The sequence below is a fragment of the Pseudomonas sp. TNT2022 ID1044 genome (assembly GCF_028656895.1).
GTDB classification, from domain to species: domain Bacteria; phylum Pseudomonadota; class Gammaproteobacteria; order Pseudomonadales; family Pseudomonadaceae; genus Aquipseudomonas; species Aquipseudomonas reinekei.
The window spans coordinates 1-13,653 of record NZ_JAMDHB010000017.1 but is presented as its reverse complement, the minus strand read 5'-3'; the positions used below and the strand labels follow the sequence as shown (position 1 = coordinate 13,653).

Annotated in this window: 12 protein-coding genes; 8 read left to right on the top strand and 4 right to left on the bottom strand. The window is 61.4% G+C overall.

The window, feature by feature from the left end; translation table 11 throughout:
* Positions 1-85 precede the first annotated feature (85 nt).
* From M5G20_RS19450 to M5G20_RS19420, 7 genes are all read left to right on the top strand, one after another.
* Positions 86-1,651 (top strand): MBOAT family O-acyltransferase, encoded by a 1,566-nt coding sequence (locus tag M5G20_RS19450; protein ID WP_273920382.1) that lies wholly within the window; start codon positions 86-88, stop codon positions 1,649-1,651.
* Between the two features lie 11 nt (positions 1,652-1,662).
* Positions 1,663-2,838 (top strand): alginate O-acetyltransferase, encoded by a 1,176-nt coding sequence (locus tag M5G20_RS19445; RefSeq protein ID WP_273920380.1) that lies wholly within the window; start codon positions 1,663-1,665, stop codon positions 2,836-2,838.
* Between the two features lie 17 nt (positions 2,839-2,855).
* Complete coding sequence (locus tag M5G20_RS19440; protein ID WP_273920379.1) at positions 2,856-3,512, top strand: alginate O-acetyltransferase AlgF; 657 nt, start codon at positions 2,856-2,858, stop codon at positions 3,510-3,512.
* Between the two features lie 148 nt (positions 3,513-3,660).
* Positions 3,661-5,112 (top strand): mannose-1-phosphate guanylyltransferase/mannose-6-phosphate isomerase, encoded by a 1,452-nt coding sequence (locus tag M5G20_RS19435; RefSeq protein WP_273920378.1) that lies wholly within the window; start codon positions 3,661-3,663, stop codon positions 5,110-5,112.
* A gap of 288 nt (positions 5,113-5,400) precedes the next feature.
* Positions 5,401-5,865 (top strand): multidrug transporter, encoded by a 465-nt coding sequence (locus M5G20_RS19430; protein WP_273920377.1) that lies wholly within the window; start codon positions 5,401-5,403, stop codon positions 5,863-5,865.
* 31 nt (positions 5,866-5,896) lie between these two features.
* Positions 5,897-6,721, top strand: a complete 825-nt coding sequence (locus M5G20_RS19425; protein WP_273920376.1) for an SDR family oxidoreductase — start codon at positions 5,897-5,899, stop codon at positions 6,719-6,721.
* Between the two features lie 140 nt (positions 6,722-6,861).
* Entirely contained in the window at positions 6,862-7,260 is a 399-nt protein-coding gene (locus M5G20_RS19420; protein WP_273920374.1) for a DUF4440 domain-containing protein, read from the top strand.
* Positions 7,261-7,325: 65 nt separating this feature from the next.
* Here the strand turns inward: M5G20_RS19420 and M5G20_RS19415 are convergent, their stop codons facing one another.
* From M5G20_RS19415 to M5G20_RS19400, 4 genes are all read right to left on the bottom strand, one after another.
* Positions 7,326-8,189, bottom strand: coding sequence for an efflux RND transporter periplasmic adaptor subunit (locus M5G20_RS19415; protein ID WP_273920373.1), 864 nt, complete (start codon positions 8,187-8,189; stop codon positions 7,326-7,328).
* A 10-nt stretch (positions 8,190-8,199) separates the two neighbouring features.
* On the bottom strand, positions 8,200-8,400 hold the full coding sequence (locus M5G20_RS19410) for a DUF1656 domain-containing protein (protein WP_075945603.1): 201 nt from the start codon (positions 8,398-8,400) through the stop codon (positions 8,200-8,202).
* Positions 8,390-10,582, bottom strand: a complete 2,193-nt coding sequence (locus M5G20_RS19405) for an FUSC family protein (RefSeq protein WP_273920372.1) — start codon at positions 10,580-10,582, stop codon at positions 8,390-8,392. Before M5G20_RS19405 ends, M5G20_RS19410 begins: the two co-directional genes overlap by 11 nt.
* A gap of 133 nt (positions 10,583-10,715) precedes the next feature.
* Positions 10,716-12,227, bottom strand: coding sequence for an efflux transporter outer membrane subunit (locus M5G20_RS19400; protein ID WP_273920371.1), 1,512 nt, complete (start codon positions 12,225-12,227; stop codon positions 10,716-10,718).
* A 272-nt stretch (positions 12,228-12,499) separates the two neighbouring features.
* Here M5G20_RS19400 and M5G20_RS19395 point away from each other — a divergent pair, with 272 nt between their 5' ends.
* Positions 12,500-13,468, top strand: coding sequence for a LysR family transcriptional regulator (locus M5G20_RS19395; RefSeq protein ID WP_273920370.1), 969 nt, complete (start codon positions 12,500-12,502; stop codon positions 13,466-13,468).
* The last annotated feature ends 185 nt before the right edge of the window (positions 13,469-13,653 follow it).

Below are 13,653 nucleotides of genomic sequence, written 5' to 3'. Positions count from 1 at the left end.
TTTGTGAGTTAGCCCCCCGATTTTCGTGGGGGGTTTGGGGGGGCCGTTGGCCCTTGACTGTTGGTTCAAACAAGGAGAGATCGGGATGGTATTTTCGTCCAACGTGTTCCTGTTTTTGTTCTTGCCGATCTTTCTCGGCTTGTACTACCTGAGCGGGCAACGCTATCGCAATTTACTGCTGCTGATTGCCAGCTACGTGTTCTACGCCTGGTGGCGTGTGGACTTTTTGGCGCTGTTCGCAGCGGTCACCCTGTGGAACTACTGGATCGGCCTGAAAGTCGGTGCCGCCGGTGTCCGGACCAAACCGGCGCAGCGCTGGCTGCTGCTCGGCGTGGCGGTGGACCTGTGCATCCTCGGCTACTTCAAGTACGCCAATTTCGGCGTCGACAGCATCAACGCGATGATGACGTCGGTGGGCCTGGAGCCCTTCATCCTGACCCACGTGCTGTTGCCGATCGGTATCTCGTTCTACATTTTCGAGTCCATCAGCTACATCATCGACGTCTACCGTGGCGATACCCCGGCGACCCGCAACCTGATCGACTTCGCGGCGTTCGTGGCGATCTTCCCACACCTGATTGCCGGTCCCGTATTGCGTTTCCGCGACCTGGCCGACCAGTTCAACAACCGCACCCACACCCTCGACAAATTCTCCGAGGGCTGCACGCGGTTCATGCAGGGTTTCATCAAGAAAGTTTTCATCGCTGACACTCTCGCGGTGGTTGCCGACCATTGCTTCGCCCTGCAAAACCCGACCACGGGCGATGCCTGGCTGGGTGCGCTGGCCTACACCGCGCAGTTGTACTTCGACTTCTCCGGTTACAGCGACATGGCCATCGGCCTGGGCTTGATGATGGGTTTCCGCTTCATGGAAAACTTCAAGCAGCCGTACATCAGCCAGTCGATCACCGAGTTCTGGCGCCGCTGGCACATCAGCCTGTCGACCTGGTTGCGTGACTATCTGTACATCACCCTCGGCGGTAACCGTAAAGGCACGCTGACCACCTATCGCAACCTGTTCCTGACCATGCTGCTCGGGGGGCTGTGGCACGGTGCGAACATCACCTACATCGTCTGGGGCGCCTGGCACGGCATGTGGCTGGCGATTGAAAAAGCCATCGGCCTGAATACCGCGCCACGCAGTTTCAACGTGCTGCGTTGGGCCTTCACCTTCCTGCTGGTGGTGATGGGCTGGGTGATCTTCCGCGCAGAAAACCTGCACGTCGCCGGACGCATGTATGGCGCGATGTTCAGCTTCGGCGAATGGTCGCTGTCGGAACTCAACCAGGCCAGCCTCACCGGCCTGCAGATCGCAACGTTGGTGGTGGCCTACGTGACCCTGGCGTTCTTCGGTCTGCGCGACTTCTACAGCAACCAGCCGCCAGCCAAGACCCAACCTGCGGTGAACGTCGACAGCGATGGCCCTGCTGCCAGTGAACCGGGCCTGATCAAAGCCGCGCCTGGGGATAACCCGACGAGCATCCATCAGCCTGGCTACACCGTCGGCGTCGACGCCCAGGTGCAACCGGCCTACTGGACCGCTGACTGGTCCCGTTACGCCATGCGTGCGCTGGTGCTGCTGCTGTTCATCGCCTCGATTCTCAAACTCTCGGCGCAAAGCTTCTCGCCGTTCCTTTACTTCCAGTTCTGAGGGATCTGACCATGACCCGCTCATTACGCATTTTCTACATCGCACTGTTCCTGGTGACGCTGCTCGGCCTCGGCCTGTGGTCGGTTCGCAGCTTCATGGGCTTCAGCACCAACGCCGATGCGACGGTGCTCAACGGCCGCTGGACCAAGGCTGTGGAAACTCACTACGACGAAGAGTTTCCGATCAAGCGCCTGGGTACCAACCTCTGGGCGGCGCTGGATTTCAAACTGTTCAACGAAGGTCGTCCGGGCGTTGTGCTCGGCCGCGACCAGTGGTTGTACAGCGATGAAGAATTCCACCCGACCGTCAACGCAGAGCTGAACCTGCAAGGCAACTACGCGCTGGTCGAAGGCGTGCGCCAGACCCTCAAAGAGAAAGGCGTGAAACTGGTCATGGCCGTGGTACCCGCCAAGGTGCGTCTGTATCCGGAGCATCTGGGAGAAGTCAAACCGGCCAGCATCCACGCCAATCTCTACCAGGATTTCCACAAGCGTCTGGCTGCCGATCGCATCCTCGCCCCTGACCTGCTCGGCCCGTTGGAACAGGCCAAGCAGAACGGTCAGCAGGTGTTCCTGCGTACCGACACCCACTGGACGCCGCAAGGTGCCGAGATCGCAGCCAGCCGTCTGGCCAAGACCATTGCCGACAAGTACCCGCTGAGCGGCGAACCCCAGCGCTTCGTCACCGAGCCTGGGCAAACGGTTACGCATAAGGGCGACCTGCGACTGTTCCTGCCACTGGACCCGCTGTTCGAAAACCTGATGCCCAAGCAAGAACCTTTGCAGAAGCGCAACACGGTCGCGGCTGAAGATCAGCCGGCCGATGACGACGCCCTGTTCGCCAACACCGAAGTGCCGGTGGCCCTGATCGGCACCAGCTACAGCGCCAACCCCAACTGGAACTTCGTCGGTGCACTCAAGCAAGCGCTGAACAGCGACGTGGTCAATTACGCCGAAGACGGCCACGGCCCGATTCTGCCGATGCTCAGCTACCTCAAGAGCGACGCTTTCAAGAACAGCCCGCCACAAGTGCTGATCTGGGAGTTTCCTGAACGATATCTGCCTGTGAATAACGAAATCGGTGACGCCGACCCGCAGTGGGTCGCAGAGCTTAAACAAGCCGGCGCCCGCCAACAAAACGTAGCCGTAAACACTAAATCCGAGACGCCCGACCGGGCGCAAAACTGAAAGAGAGAGGTACTACCATGACTTTCAAGACAACTCCTCGTCGTCTCGCCAAGACTTTTGCTCTGGTTGCCGGCATGACCGCGCTTTCCATGCAGGCCTTCGCCGGGAGCGACGCCGCGCTGTACGGCCCGACCGCACCGAAAGGCTCGTCCTTCGTGCGCATCTACAACGCCAGCAACGCCGAAGTCAGCGCCACCGTCGGCAGCACCAGCCTGAGCGACGTCGCGCCACTGTCCAGCAGTGACTTCAGCTTCATGCCGGGCGGCGACTACAGCGCCAAGGTCGGCAGCCAGACCCTGCCGGTGAAACTGGCCGGCGACCACTATTACACCCTGGTCAACAACGCCAGCGGCGCGCCGCAACTGATCGAAGAGCCACCGTTCAAGAACAAGCAGAAATCCCTGGTGCGCGTGCAGAACCTCAGCGACAAGCCGCTGACCCTGAAAACCGCCGATGGCAAGACCGACGTCGTGCCGAACGTTGCGCCCAAAGGTCGTGGCGAACGTGAAATCAACCCGGTCAAAGTCAGCCTGGCGCTATACGATGGCACAACGAAAGTCGGCGACGTGAAACCGGTCGCCCTGGAACGCGGTGAAGCCGCGGTGCTGTACGTCACCGGCAACGGCAGCAACCTGTCGCCAGTCTGGGTAAAACGCCCGGTATCGACGCGCTAATTAATTTCCCGAACTGCCCCGGCTCTCTGTGGGAGCCGGCCTGCCGGCGATGCAGGCCACTCGGTTTTACGCTGTACCGAGGTGATGCCATCGCTAGCAGGCTAGCTCCCACAAAGGCCTAACCAAACGATTTGCAAGGAGTAACAATATGATTCCGGTGATCTTGTCAGGTGGTAGTGGCTCACGTCTTTGGCCGCTTTCGCGTAAGCAGTTCCCTAAACAATTCCTGGCCCTGACCGGCGAACACACGCTGTTCCAGCAAACCCTGGAGCGCCTGGTGTTCGAAGGCATGGACGCGCCGATCGTGGTCTGCAACAAAGACCACCGTTTCATCGTCAACGAGCAACTGACCGTCCGCAATCTGGAGACCCAGCGCATCCTGATGGAACCCTTCGGCCGCAACACCGCGCCGGCCGTGGCCCTGACCGCGATGATGCTGGTCAATGAAGGTCGTGACGAACTGATGCTGGTGCTGCCGGCCGACCACGTACTGGACGACCAGAAAGCCCTGCAACGCGCCCTGGCCCTGGCCACCGTGGCAGCGGAAAACGGCGAAATGGTGCTGTTCGGCGTACCGGCCACCAAACCGGAAACCGGCTACGGCTACATCAAGTCGACCAACGACTCGCTGCTGCCTGAAGGCGTCAGCCGTGTTTCGCACTTCGTCGAAAAACCCGACGTGAAACGCGCCACCGAGTTCGTCCAGTCCGGCGGTTATTTCTGGAACAGCGGCATGTTCCTGTTCCGCGCCAGCCGCTTCCTCGAAGAGCTGAAAAAGCACGATCCGGACATCTACGACACCTGCCTGCTGACCCTCGAGCGCAGTGCCCAGGACGCCGACAGCGTGACCTTCGACGAAGCGACCTTCGCCTGCTGCCCGGACAATTCCATCGACTACTCGGTGATGGAAAAAACCCAGCGCGCCTGCGTCGTTCCGCTGACCGCTGGCTGGAGCGATGTCGGTTGCTGGTCGTCGCTGTGGGAAGTGAATGAAAAAGACGCCAACGGCAACGTCACTAAAGGCGATGTGGTCATTCAGGACAGCAAGAACTGCATGATCCACGGCAACGGCAAACTGGTGTCGGTGATCGGCCTGGAAAACATCGTCGTCGTCGAGACCAAGGACGCCATGATGATCGCCCACAAGGACAAGGTCCAAGGCGTGAAGCAGATGGTCAACACCCTCAACGAACTGGGCCGCACGGAAACCCAGAACCATTGCGAAGTCTATCGTCCGTGGGGCTCCTACGATTCGGTGGACATGGGCGGCCGTTTCCAGGTTAAGCACATCTCGGTCAAACCGGGCGCCTGCCTGTCGCTGCAGATGCACCACCACCGTGCCGAGCACTGGATCGTGGTCAGCGGCACCGCCGAAGTGACTTGCGATGAAAACGTGTTCCTGCTGACCGAAAACCAGTCGACCTACATTCCGATTGCCTCGGTCCACCGCCTGCGCAACCCGGGCAAGATTCCACTGGAGATCATCGAAGTGCAATCGGGCAGCTATCTGGGTGAAGACGACATCGAGCGTTTTGAAGATATCTACGGTCGTTCGACCCCGGTTGAGCGCGGCGTGTCGGTGAAAACCATCGCGCAATAAGCATCCGTTACCTTAAGCCCCCGATCAGCCCGCTGCGTTCCCTATCCGCAGCGGGTTGACCGGGGGCTTTTTTTGTCCGGTTTTTGTGTTGCCTCGGCCGGCCTCATCGCGGGCAAGCCCGCTCGCACAAGGTTATCGGTTGTTCACAGGTTACGTATTCGACGCCAATCACTGTGGGAGCGGGCTTGCCCGCGATGAGGTCAGTACAGTCACCGCCAAATCTCGCCCATCGCAACCTCCCCTACGCTTAGGTAGGATGCTCTTCTCAGCTTCCGAGGTTTTCACGTCATGTTCATCGGCATCCTGCTGGTCATTACCTGGCTGATCCTGCTCCTGCGCTATCCAGCCAAAGCCTTGCCCGTGTCCATGGCCGCCGCCGTGGGGCTGGGCATCGTTGCCACCTGGGTCATCTGGATGGACCACCGCGAACTCAAGCAGCTGCAACGTCTGGAGCTGCGCATCAGCTATGCGCCGCAGCATTGCCCTGCCGATCGGCCGCTGCAACTGACCATGAACAACGGCAACGACGTCCCCTTGATCGAACTGCGCTGGCGGGTCGCCGCTTATGCACCGGGCGACACGGTCAACCTGGCCGACAATCAATACACCGCCCCGCGTTATCGCGGCCCCGGCGAATTGCAGGCCGGCGGCAACTGGGAAGACTGTTTGCCGCTGCCCCCCCTTCGCCCCGGCTACCGCCCGGAAACCCTGGAGTTTCGCGCCGAGCGGTTGCAGGGTAGTTTCTCCGACTGATCTCCCCCCTTTTTTGCACAAGGACCGCGCCATGCCCGTTGCGTTGATTACCGGTTGTTCCAGCGGCATCGGCCGCGCCCTCGCCGATGCGTTCAAGGCGGCCGGCTATGAGGTCTGGGCCAGTGCGCGCAAGGCCGAAGATGTCGCCCAGCTCAGCGCTGCGGGTTTTGTCGCCGTGCAACTGGACGTCAACGACGGCGTTGCGCTTGAGCAGTTGAGCGCGCGGATCAACCAGGAACGCGGCGGCCTCGACGTGCTGATCAACAACGCGGGTTATGGTGCCATGGGCCCCCTGCTCGATGGTGGCGTACCGGCCATGCAGCGCCAGTTCGAAACCAATGTGTTCGCCATCGTTGGTGTCACGCGCGCAATGTTTCCCGTGCTACGCCGGACCAAAGGGCTGGTGGTGAACATCGGCAGTGTGTCCGGTGTTCTGGTCACGCCGTTCGCCGGTGCCTACTGCGCGTCCAAGGCCGCCGTGCATGCCTTGAGCGATGCCCTGCGCATGGAGCTGGCGCCGTTCGGTGTGCGGGTGATGGAAGTCCAGCCGGGGGCCATCGCCTCCAGTTTCGCCAAGAATGCCGGCCACGAAGCCGAGCAACTGATCAGCGAACAATCGCCGTGGTTCCCGTTGCGCGAAGGCATTCGCGCCAGGGCCAAAGCCTCTCAGGACAACCCGACCCCGGCCAGCGAGTTTTCCGCCGGATTGCTCAAGGCTGTGCAGCAAAGCAAGCCGCCGCGCCTGATTCGCCTGGGCAATGGCAGCCGGGCGTTGCCATTGCTGGCGGGGTTGTTGCCCAAGGGCTTGCTCGAATCAGGACTGATGAAGCGGTTCGGGTTGCGAGGGCAACTCTGAGACCGAGTCGCCCGCATCGCTGGCAAGCCAGCTCCCACAGGATGAGCGCTATTTCAGAGTTTGCGCACGACCTTGTGGGAGCGGGCTTGCCCGCGATGGCGTCAGAACAGACATTGCAACTCTTTAGGTGAATTACTGACATGACCGACTACACCGAATACTTCGACGAAGTGATCCAGGCCCACGTCGCCATCGAACAATGGCTGGCCGAAGCGCGCGACGCCGCCGAGCTCGAGCTACTACTGACGCGTTTCTCCCCGCACTTTTCCATGGTCTCGCCGCTGGGGCGGGTGCTGGATTTTGCTGCGCTGAACGAATTGTTCACACTGGCGGGCGGCAAGAAACTCGGCTTCCGCATCGAACTCAGTGAGTTGCAAGGCATTGCCTTGCACGAAGACGGGGCAACCGTCAGTTATCGCGAGCAGCAAACCGATGCCACCGGCCTGCACTCCGATCGCCGCTCGACCGTGGTGTTCGAAAAACAGGCGGATGGCAAGGTGCTGTGGCGGCATTTGCAGGAGACGTTTTGCCAAGGCTGACGCAATCGCTTTTTTTGTGGTGAGGGAGCAAGCGCCCTCGCCACAAGATCGTTCCTGTCTCGGCGTTATTCGCCTGCCGCAGGACTCACCACCACCGTACACGTAATCCCCGCCGCCAACAGTACCCCCTCCGGCACTTCATCGATGTGAATCCGCACCGGCACCCGCTGCGCCAGGCGCACCCAGTTGAAGGTCGGATTTACATCGGCGATCAGTTCACGGCTTTGCGGGTTATCGCGGTCGTAGATGCCCCGCGAAATACTTTCCACGTGGCCCTTGAGTACTTCGCCGCTCATCAATTGCATGTCGGCCTGATCGCCCACACGCACGTGGGGCAGTTTGGTTTCTTCGAAGAAGCCGTAGACCCAGAACGAATGCATGTCGATCACGGCCATCTTCGCTTCGCCGATGCGTGCGTAGTCACCGCGATGAACGTTGAGGTTGGTCACGTAACCGTCCACCGCTGCCCGGACCTCGGTGCGTTTGAGGTTGAGTTCGGCGGCCTCCAGTTGCGCTTGGGCCTGTTGGTAATCGGCGAGGGCCGAGTCGGCGAGGTTGCTGGCATCGTCGCGGTTCTCACGGGAGATCACCAGGTTGTCCATGTCGGCGCGACGATGGGCGTTGACCTTGCGCATCTCCCAGGTGGCTTTGCGGGACGCCACCAGGGACTGCGCCTGTTTGACCGCCAGCCGATAGTGTTCCGGGTCGATTTGCATCAGCAGGTCGCCCTTCTTCACCAACTGGTTGTCGCGCACCGGCACGTTCACCACTTCGCCGGTGACGTCGGCGGCGACGTTAATGATATCGGCGCGCACCCGGCCGTCGCGGGTCCATGGGGTTTCCATGTAATGCACCCACAAGGTCCGGCCGATCCATATCGCAAGGGCCAGTACCAGCAAGGTCGCGAGCAGGCTGAAAAACTTTTTCATCAGGGCAATCTCAGAGGTAGACAGTCAGCGCCAGGGCGCCGAACAGACAGGTAAACAAACTCAGGCGCAGCAACGCCGGATGCCAGAAGAAGCGGTACAGGTCGAACCCGGAGAGAAAGCGGTCCAGCGCCCAGGCCACCACCGCTGCAATCAAAAACATCAGGGTCATGGTCGGCATGTACACGCCGTGGAAGGCGATTTCACGAGGCATGTTCAAGTCCTTGAGGCTTGGCAATCGAGTGGACAGCCAGTGGCGATTGCGGGTCGAGCAGTGACGTGCGGATGAAGTGCAGGTAGCTCTTCACCCGGCGCAACGCCGAGGTGTCGAAGTGCGGGGCAAACGGTTCGTCGGTGGACTGCACACGGCTGATCGCGTGGTCGACGGCGATCAGTGCGCGTTCGAGGTTGCTCGCGTTCGGTTGCAGGAACAGCCGCACCAGCGCGCGCCCCATCACGCGGATCGCCTGCCGCCACGGTTGGGATTCGGCGTAGGCCGGATGCACCGGCAGGATCGCCTGTTCCTTGCGCAACTCGATGATCGCGTGACCGACTTCCAGCACCACGAACATCCAGCGCAGCAGACTGCGCTGCACCTGCGGCTGCCCCGCCGCGAAACCGTAGGCCTGGTGCACGAGGTCGCGGGTGCGGCTTTCGAAACTCGACGCCAGCCCTTTGAGTCTGCCGCTGATGGCGTACACCACCTGGCCACGCAGATCCTGCTCCAGCCGGCGCCACAGCCAGCGACTGTTGGGCGGCAGAATGATCGCCCCCGCCGCCGCACACACCAGCATGCCGAGCACCATGGCGATGTAGTCGTTGATGAAGGTGTAGGGGTTGTAGACGGTGAGGTTGTCCGGCACCGAGCCGGTGCTGAAAAAAATCAGCAAGCCCAGACCGACCCCGGCATATTGCGGTCGCGATGCAAGGAACGAACCGAGCACGATGACCGGCGCGAGCATCACGCACAACAATGGAAAGCCGTCGATCCAGGGGAAGATGAAGAACATCTCGACGAAGCCGATCAGCGCCCCCAACAGCGTGCCGCAGGCCATCTGAAAGGCCATGCGCTTGGGGTTCGGCGTGGCAGCGGACAAGCCCACGGTGGCGGCGGCGATCAGGGTCATGGTCGCCCCGCTCGGCCACGCCGTGGCCACCCAGTAACTGCCCAACACCACCAGGATAAACGCCGCGCGAATGCCCGATGCCGCCGACACCAGCCAGTTGGTCTGCGGCGTAAACGGCTCGTCCCAGCGCTCGCGTTCATGACTGTGATCGGCCAGGGACGCGTGGGTCTGTGCATAACTGTGCAAGTCATCGACGAAGCGATAGAGCAGTTCGTAGGCGGTATGGAAGTCCAGCAGTTCGTCGTCGCTCGGTTCGCTCTCCTGAAAAGTCGCCCGCAGGCTGCGCACCCGCGCCGGTAATCCCGCCTTGTAAGTATTCAGCGCCGTGACCAGGCGTGCCGCGTCGGCGCTGGTCAGCGCGCGGCCACTGAAGCCGTCGAGTAATTCGGCGAGGTCTTGCAAGCCTGGTTTGATTGCCGCGACGGCGTGATCCGTATCGTGGCTGCGCAAGCGCTCGAGCAACTGATGCAGGGCATTGAAACGCGTGGTGATGCCCATGAATTCACTGTTCAGGCGGCTGAGTCGGCCATTGCGTCGACGCATGTGCGGGTCTTCGAACACAGTGACGCTGCGCAGTCCTTCCAGGCCGACAGCCTCGGCGATGAATCGCACGTTGCCGGCCTCGAACGCCTCGCGTTGACTGCGGCCACGCAAGCCATCGGTGACGAACAGGGCGAACACACCGAAGCGCTGATACAAGGCATTGCGCATGGCGGCGCTGGCGGTTTGCGGCAGGATCGCCGCACTGATCAGGGTCGAGCAGACAATCCCCAGGGAAATTTCCAGCACCCGCCAGACCGCCGCCATGAATGCCCCCTCCGGGTGCGCCAATGCGGGCAATCCGACCATCGCCGCGGTGTACCCGGCCAGCACAAAACCATAAGCGCGAAAGTTGCGGCAGCGGGCCGCACCGGCGGTGCAAATGCCGACCCAGATCGCCAGCGAGCCGAGAAACAGTTCGGTGTTCTGCGCAAACAAGGCAATCAGCGCCACCATCACCGCCGACCCCGCCAGGGTGCCGAGAAAACGATAAAAACTCTTGGCGAACACCTGGCCGCTTTGCGGCTGCATGACGATGAACACGGTGATCATCGCCGTACGCGGTTGTGGCAATTCCAGGCGCATGGCCAGCCAAAGCGTGAGGAACGCCGCGATCAACACCTTGAAGATGTACACCCAGGTCACGCCATCGCTGCGTGCCCAATCAAAGAAACCCCGACGCCATTCCAGGGAATACAGCCAGCGCAAAGGTGCGGGCAAGGGAGTCATTTAATCCTGCTCAATTCAATCGGGCGGGGAACCTGTGGGAGCGAGCCTGCTCGCGAGGAGGGGCTGTCAGTCAATGTTGATGACGCCTGACACAGCGCTTTCGCGAGCAGGCTCGCTCCTACAGGTTGTGTGTTCAATTCGAGAAATTTTTAAGCAGGGCCGGAGTTTCAGGCGCGGCGGTCTGGCTGTCTTTCGGCACATCGCTACCCGCCCCAAGCCCACCGCCCAACGCCGTCACCAGCCCGGCATGGGCACTCAAACGCGCGGCCTGCACCTGCTGCTGCACGTGCTGCTGTTTGAACAGCAAGGTCTGCGCGTTGAGCACGTTGAGGTAATCGGTGAGCCCGCGTTGATAGGCGATCATCGCGATGTCGTAGGTCTTCTGCGCGGTGGCGACCGACTCGGCGGCGAAAGCCTGCTGCTTGTCCATCGACTCGCGACGGATCAACTGATCAGAGATGTTTTTCAGCGCATTGATCAGGGTCTGGTTGTAGTGCGCCACCGCAATGTCATACCCCGCCGAAGCTTCACCCAGCTGCGCGCGCAAACGCCCGCCATCGAAGATCGGCAAGGAAATCGCCGGGCCGACGTTGTAGTTGAGTTTCTTGCCGGTCAAAAACTCCAAAGCCCCACCGCCGGTGGCCATGTAACCGAGGCTGCCGACCAGATCGACATTGGGATAAAAACCGGCGTGAGCGACATCGATGCCCCGCGCCTGCGCGGCTACCTGCCAGCGACTGGCGACCACATCCGGACGTTGACCGAGCAACTGCGCCGGCAACGCCGAGGGCAGCTTCAGGGCCGCGCCCAATGACAGTGTGGGTCGCTGCAACGACGTACCCTCGCCCGGACCTTTGCCGGCGAGCGCCGCCAGTTGATTGCGACTCAGGGCAATCTCTTCGTCCAGCGCATCGATCTGCCGGTGGGTTTCCGGCAATGGGGTTTCGGCCTGGCTGACTTCGAAATGGGTGCCGATGCCGCCGCTCAAACGTTTCTGCGCCAGCTCGAGAATTTGCTGTTGCTGCTTCAAGGTCGCTTCGACGATGTCCCGATTCGCGTAGTGCAACGACAGCTCGATGTAGACGCGCACGATGTTGTTCTGCAATTCGAGCTGGGCCTGGCGCGCCTCGGCGACCGTCATGTGGGCCACGTCCACGGCGCGCTCGGTGGCGTTGCTTTCGCGCCCCCAGAGGTCGAGGGCATAGCTCAGGCCCAGCGCCGCGTTGTTGTCCCACGTGGTGCTGTTGGCCAGATCACCGGGGCCGTAGAACGGATCGGTGGGCCAGTTGTGGCGTTTGAGGGTCGACTCGCCGTTGATCTGCAGCGACTCGGCTGCTTCGGCGACGCCGGCCATCGATTTGGCCTGACGCACCCGCGCAGCGGCCATGGCCAGGGTCGGGCTGCCTTGCACGGCGAGGTCGATCCAGTGGTTCAGTTGCGGATCGCCATAAGCCTGCCACCATTGTGCGGTGGGCCAATGCGCATCCTGAGCGGCGCTGTGGATAGCTTCGTCGGTGACCAGTGAATTGGCCTCCAGCGCCTTGCCCTGCGGGGCAATACCTCGGGTTCCGATGCAGCCGCTGATTGCCAGGGTTAAAGCCAAAACACTGAGCGGCTGAAGCGCTCTGCTGATGCGACGCGGCACTGCTGCGATTTCCTGAAAAGAGGGGAAAAACGAGATCTCGTAGGAGCCGGCTTGCTGGCGATGCAGGCATCTCGGTAACTCTGGGTGACCGCAGCGACGCTATCGCCAGCAAGCCGGCTCCTACAGTCCGCGCAATTCTATGGGGGGGCTTTGATGGCGATAAGCTGGGAATCCTGTGAATCTTTGTTACCGTTAACGAGATAATCCGTAAGTCGGGGTCTCTGCCCCTGAAACTTCGTGTCACAATTTGCCATCGAACCCGAGTGCACCCCATGGACACATTGCAAAACATGCGCGCCTTCAGTTGCGTGGCCGAGGCCGGCAGCTTCACCGCCGCTGCGGTACAACTGGACACCACCACGGCCAACGTCTCGCGCGCGGTCTCCAACCTGGAAGCCCACCTGCAAACCCGTCTGCTCAACCGAACGACCCGCCGCATCGCCCTGACTGAAGCCGGCAAGCGTTACTTGCTGCGTTGCGAGCAGATCCTGGCCTACGTCGAAGAAGCGGAAGCCGAAGCCAGCGACGCCCACGCGCGCCCGGCCGGGCAGTTGAAAGTCCACACGATGACCGGCATCGGCCAGCACTTCGTGATCGACGCCATCGCCCGCTATCGCAAGACTCACCCGGACGTCACCTTCGACCTGACCATGGCCAACCGCGTGCCGGACCTGCTCGACGAGGGCTACGACGTCTCCATCGTGCTCGCCAGCGAACTGCCGGACTCAGGCTTCGTCTCCCAGCGCCTGGGCATCACCTACAGCATCGTTTGCGCCTCGCCGGCCTACGTCAAAGCCAACGGCTGCGCCCAGAAACCCAGCGACCTGCTCAACCACGCCTGCCTGCGCCTGGTAAGCCCGGTCATTCCCCTGGAGAAATGGGCCTTCGACGGCCCGGATGGCCAGGAGATGGTCACCATCAACAGCTCGCCGTTCCTGGTGAACTCCGCCGACGCCATGAAAACCGCGATCACCAGCGGCATGGGCGTTGGCGTTTTGCCACTGTACGCCGCCATCGACGGCTTGCGCGACGGCACGCTGGTGCGTGTGATGCCCACCTACCGGTCCCAGGAACTGAACCTGTACGCCATCTACCCGTCGCGGCAATATCTCGATGCGAAGATCAAGACTTGGGTGGAGTATTTGCGCGGGTCGCTGCCGGAGTTGTTGGCGGCGCATCAGGCGGAGTTGGCGACGTATGAATTGAGCGGGAGTCTGGGTGGGGTTCGGGTGGCGAATTGACGCTCTCCTCTAGGAACGAGCCTGCTCGCGATGCGTTTTCACCTTCAATATCCCGACAACAGACAGACAGCTTTCGCGAGCAAGCTCGCCCGCAGTGATTGGGGGCATCTGCCAGGAAACGGGTCAGCTGAAAGGCCGCCATCGCTGGCAAGCCAGCTCCCACAGGGGGTTGAGGTGCGCTCAGG

Excerpts from the sequence above, each read along its gene's own strand:
- M5G20_RS19450 (WP_273920382.1), top strand. The coding sequence starts at position 86 with ATGGTATTTTCGTCCAACGTGTTCCTGTTTTTGTTCTTGCCGATCTTT.
- M5G20_RS19435 (WP_273920378.1), top strand. The coding sequence starts at position 3,661 with ATGATTCCGGTGATCTTGTCAGGTGGTAGTGGCTCACGTCTTTGGCCG.
- M5G20_RS19425 (WP_273920376.1), top strand. The coding sequence starts at position 5,897 with ATGCCCGTTGCGTTGATTACCGGTTGTTCCAGCGGCATCGGCCGCGCC.
- M5G20_RS19395 (WP_273920370.1), top strand. The coding sequence starts at position 12,500 with ATGGACACATTGCAAAACATGCGCGCCTTCAGTTGCGTGGCCGAGGCC.
- M5G20_RS19405 (WP_273920372.1), bottom strand. The coding sequence starts at position 10,582 with ATGACTCCCTTGCCCGCACCTTTGCGCTGGCTGTATTCCCTGGAATGG.
- M5G20_RS19440 (WP_273920379.1), top strand. The coding sequence starts at position 2,856 with ATGACTTTCAAGACAACTCCTCGTCGTCTCGCCAAGACTTTTGCTCTG.
- M5G20_RS19420 (WP_273920374.1), top strand. The coding sequence starts at position 6,862 with ATGACCGACTACACCGAATACTTCGACGAAGTGATCCAGGCCCACGTC.
- M5G20_RS19430 (WP_273920377.1), top strand. The coding sequence starts at position 5,401 with ATGTTCATCGGCATCCTGCTGGTCATTACCTGGCTGATCCTGCTCCTG.
- M5G20_RS19445 (WP_273920380.1), top strand. The coding sequence starts at position 1,663 with ATGACCCGCTCATTACGCATTTTCTACATCGCACTGTTCCTGGTGACG.
- M5G20_RS19410 (WP_075945603.1), bottom strand. The coding sequence starts at position 8,400 with ATGCCTCGTGAAATCGCCTTCCACGGCGTGTACATGCCGACCATGACC.
- M5G20_RS19415 (WP_273920373.1), bottom strand. The coding sequence starts at position 8,189 with ATGAAAAAGTTTTTCAGCCTGCTCGCGACCTTGCTGGTACTGGCCCTT.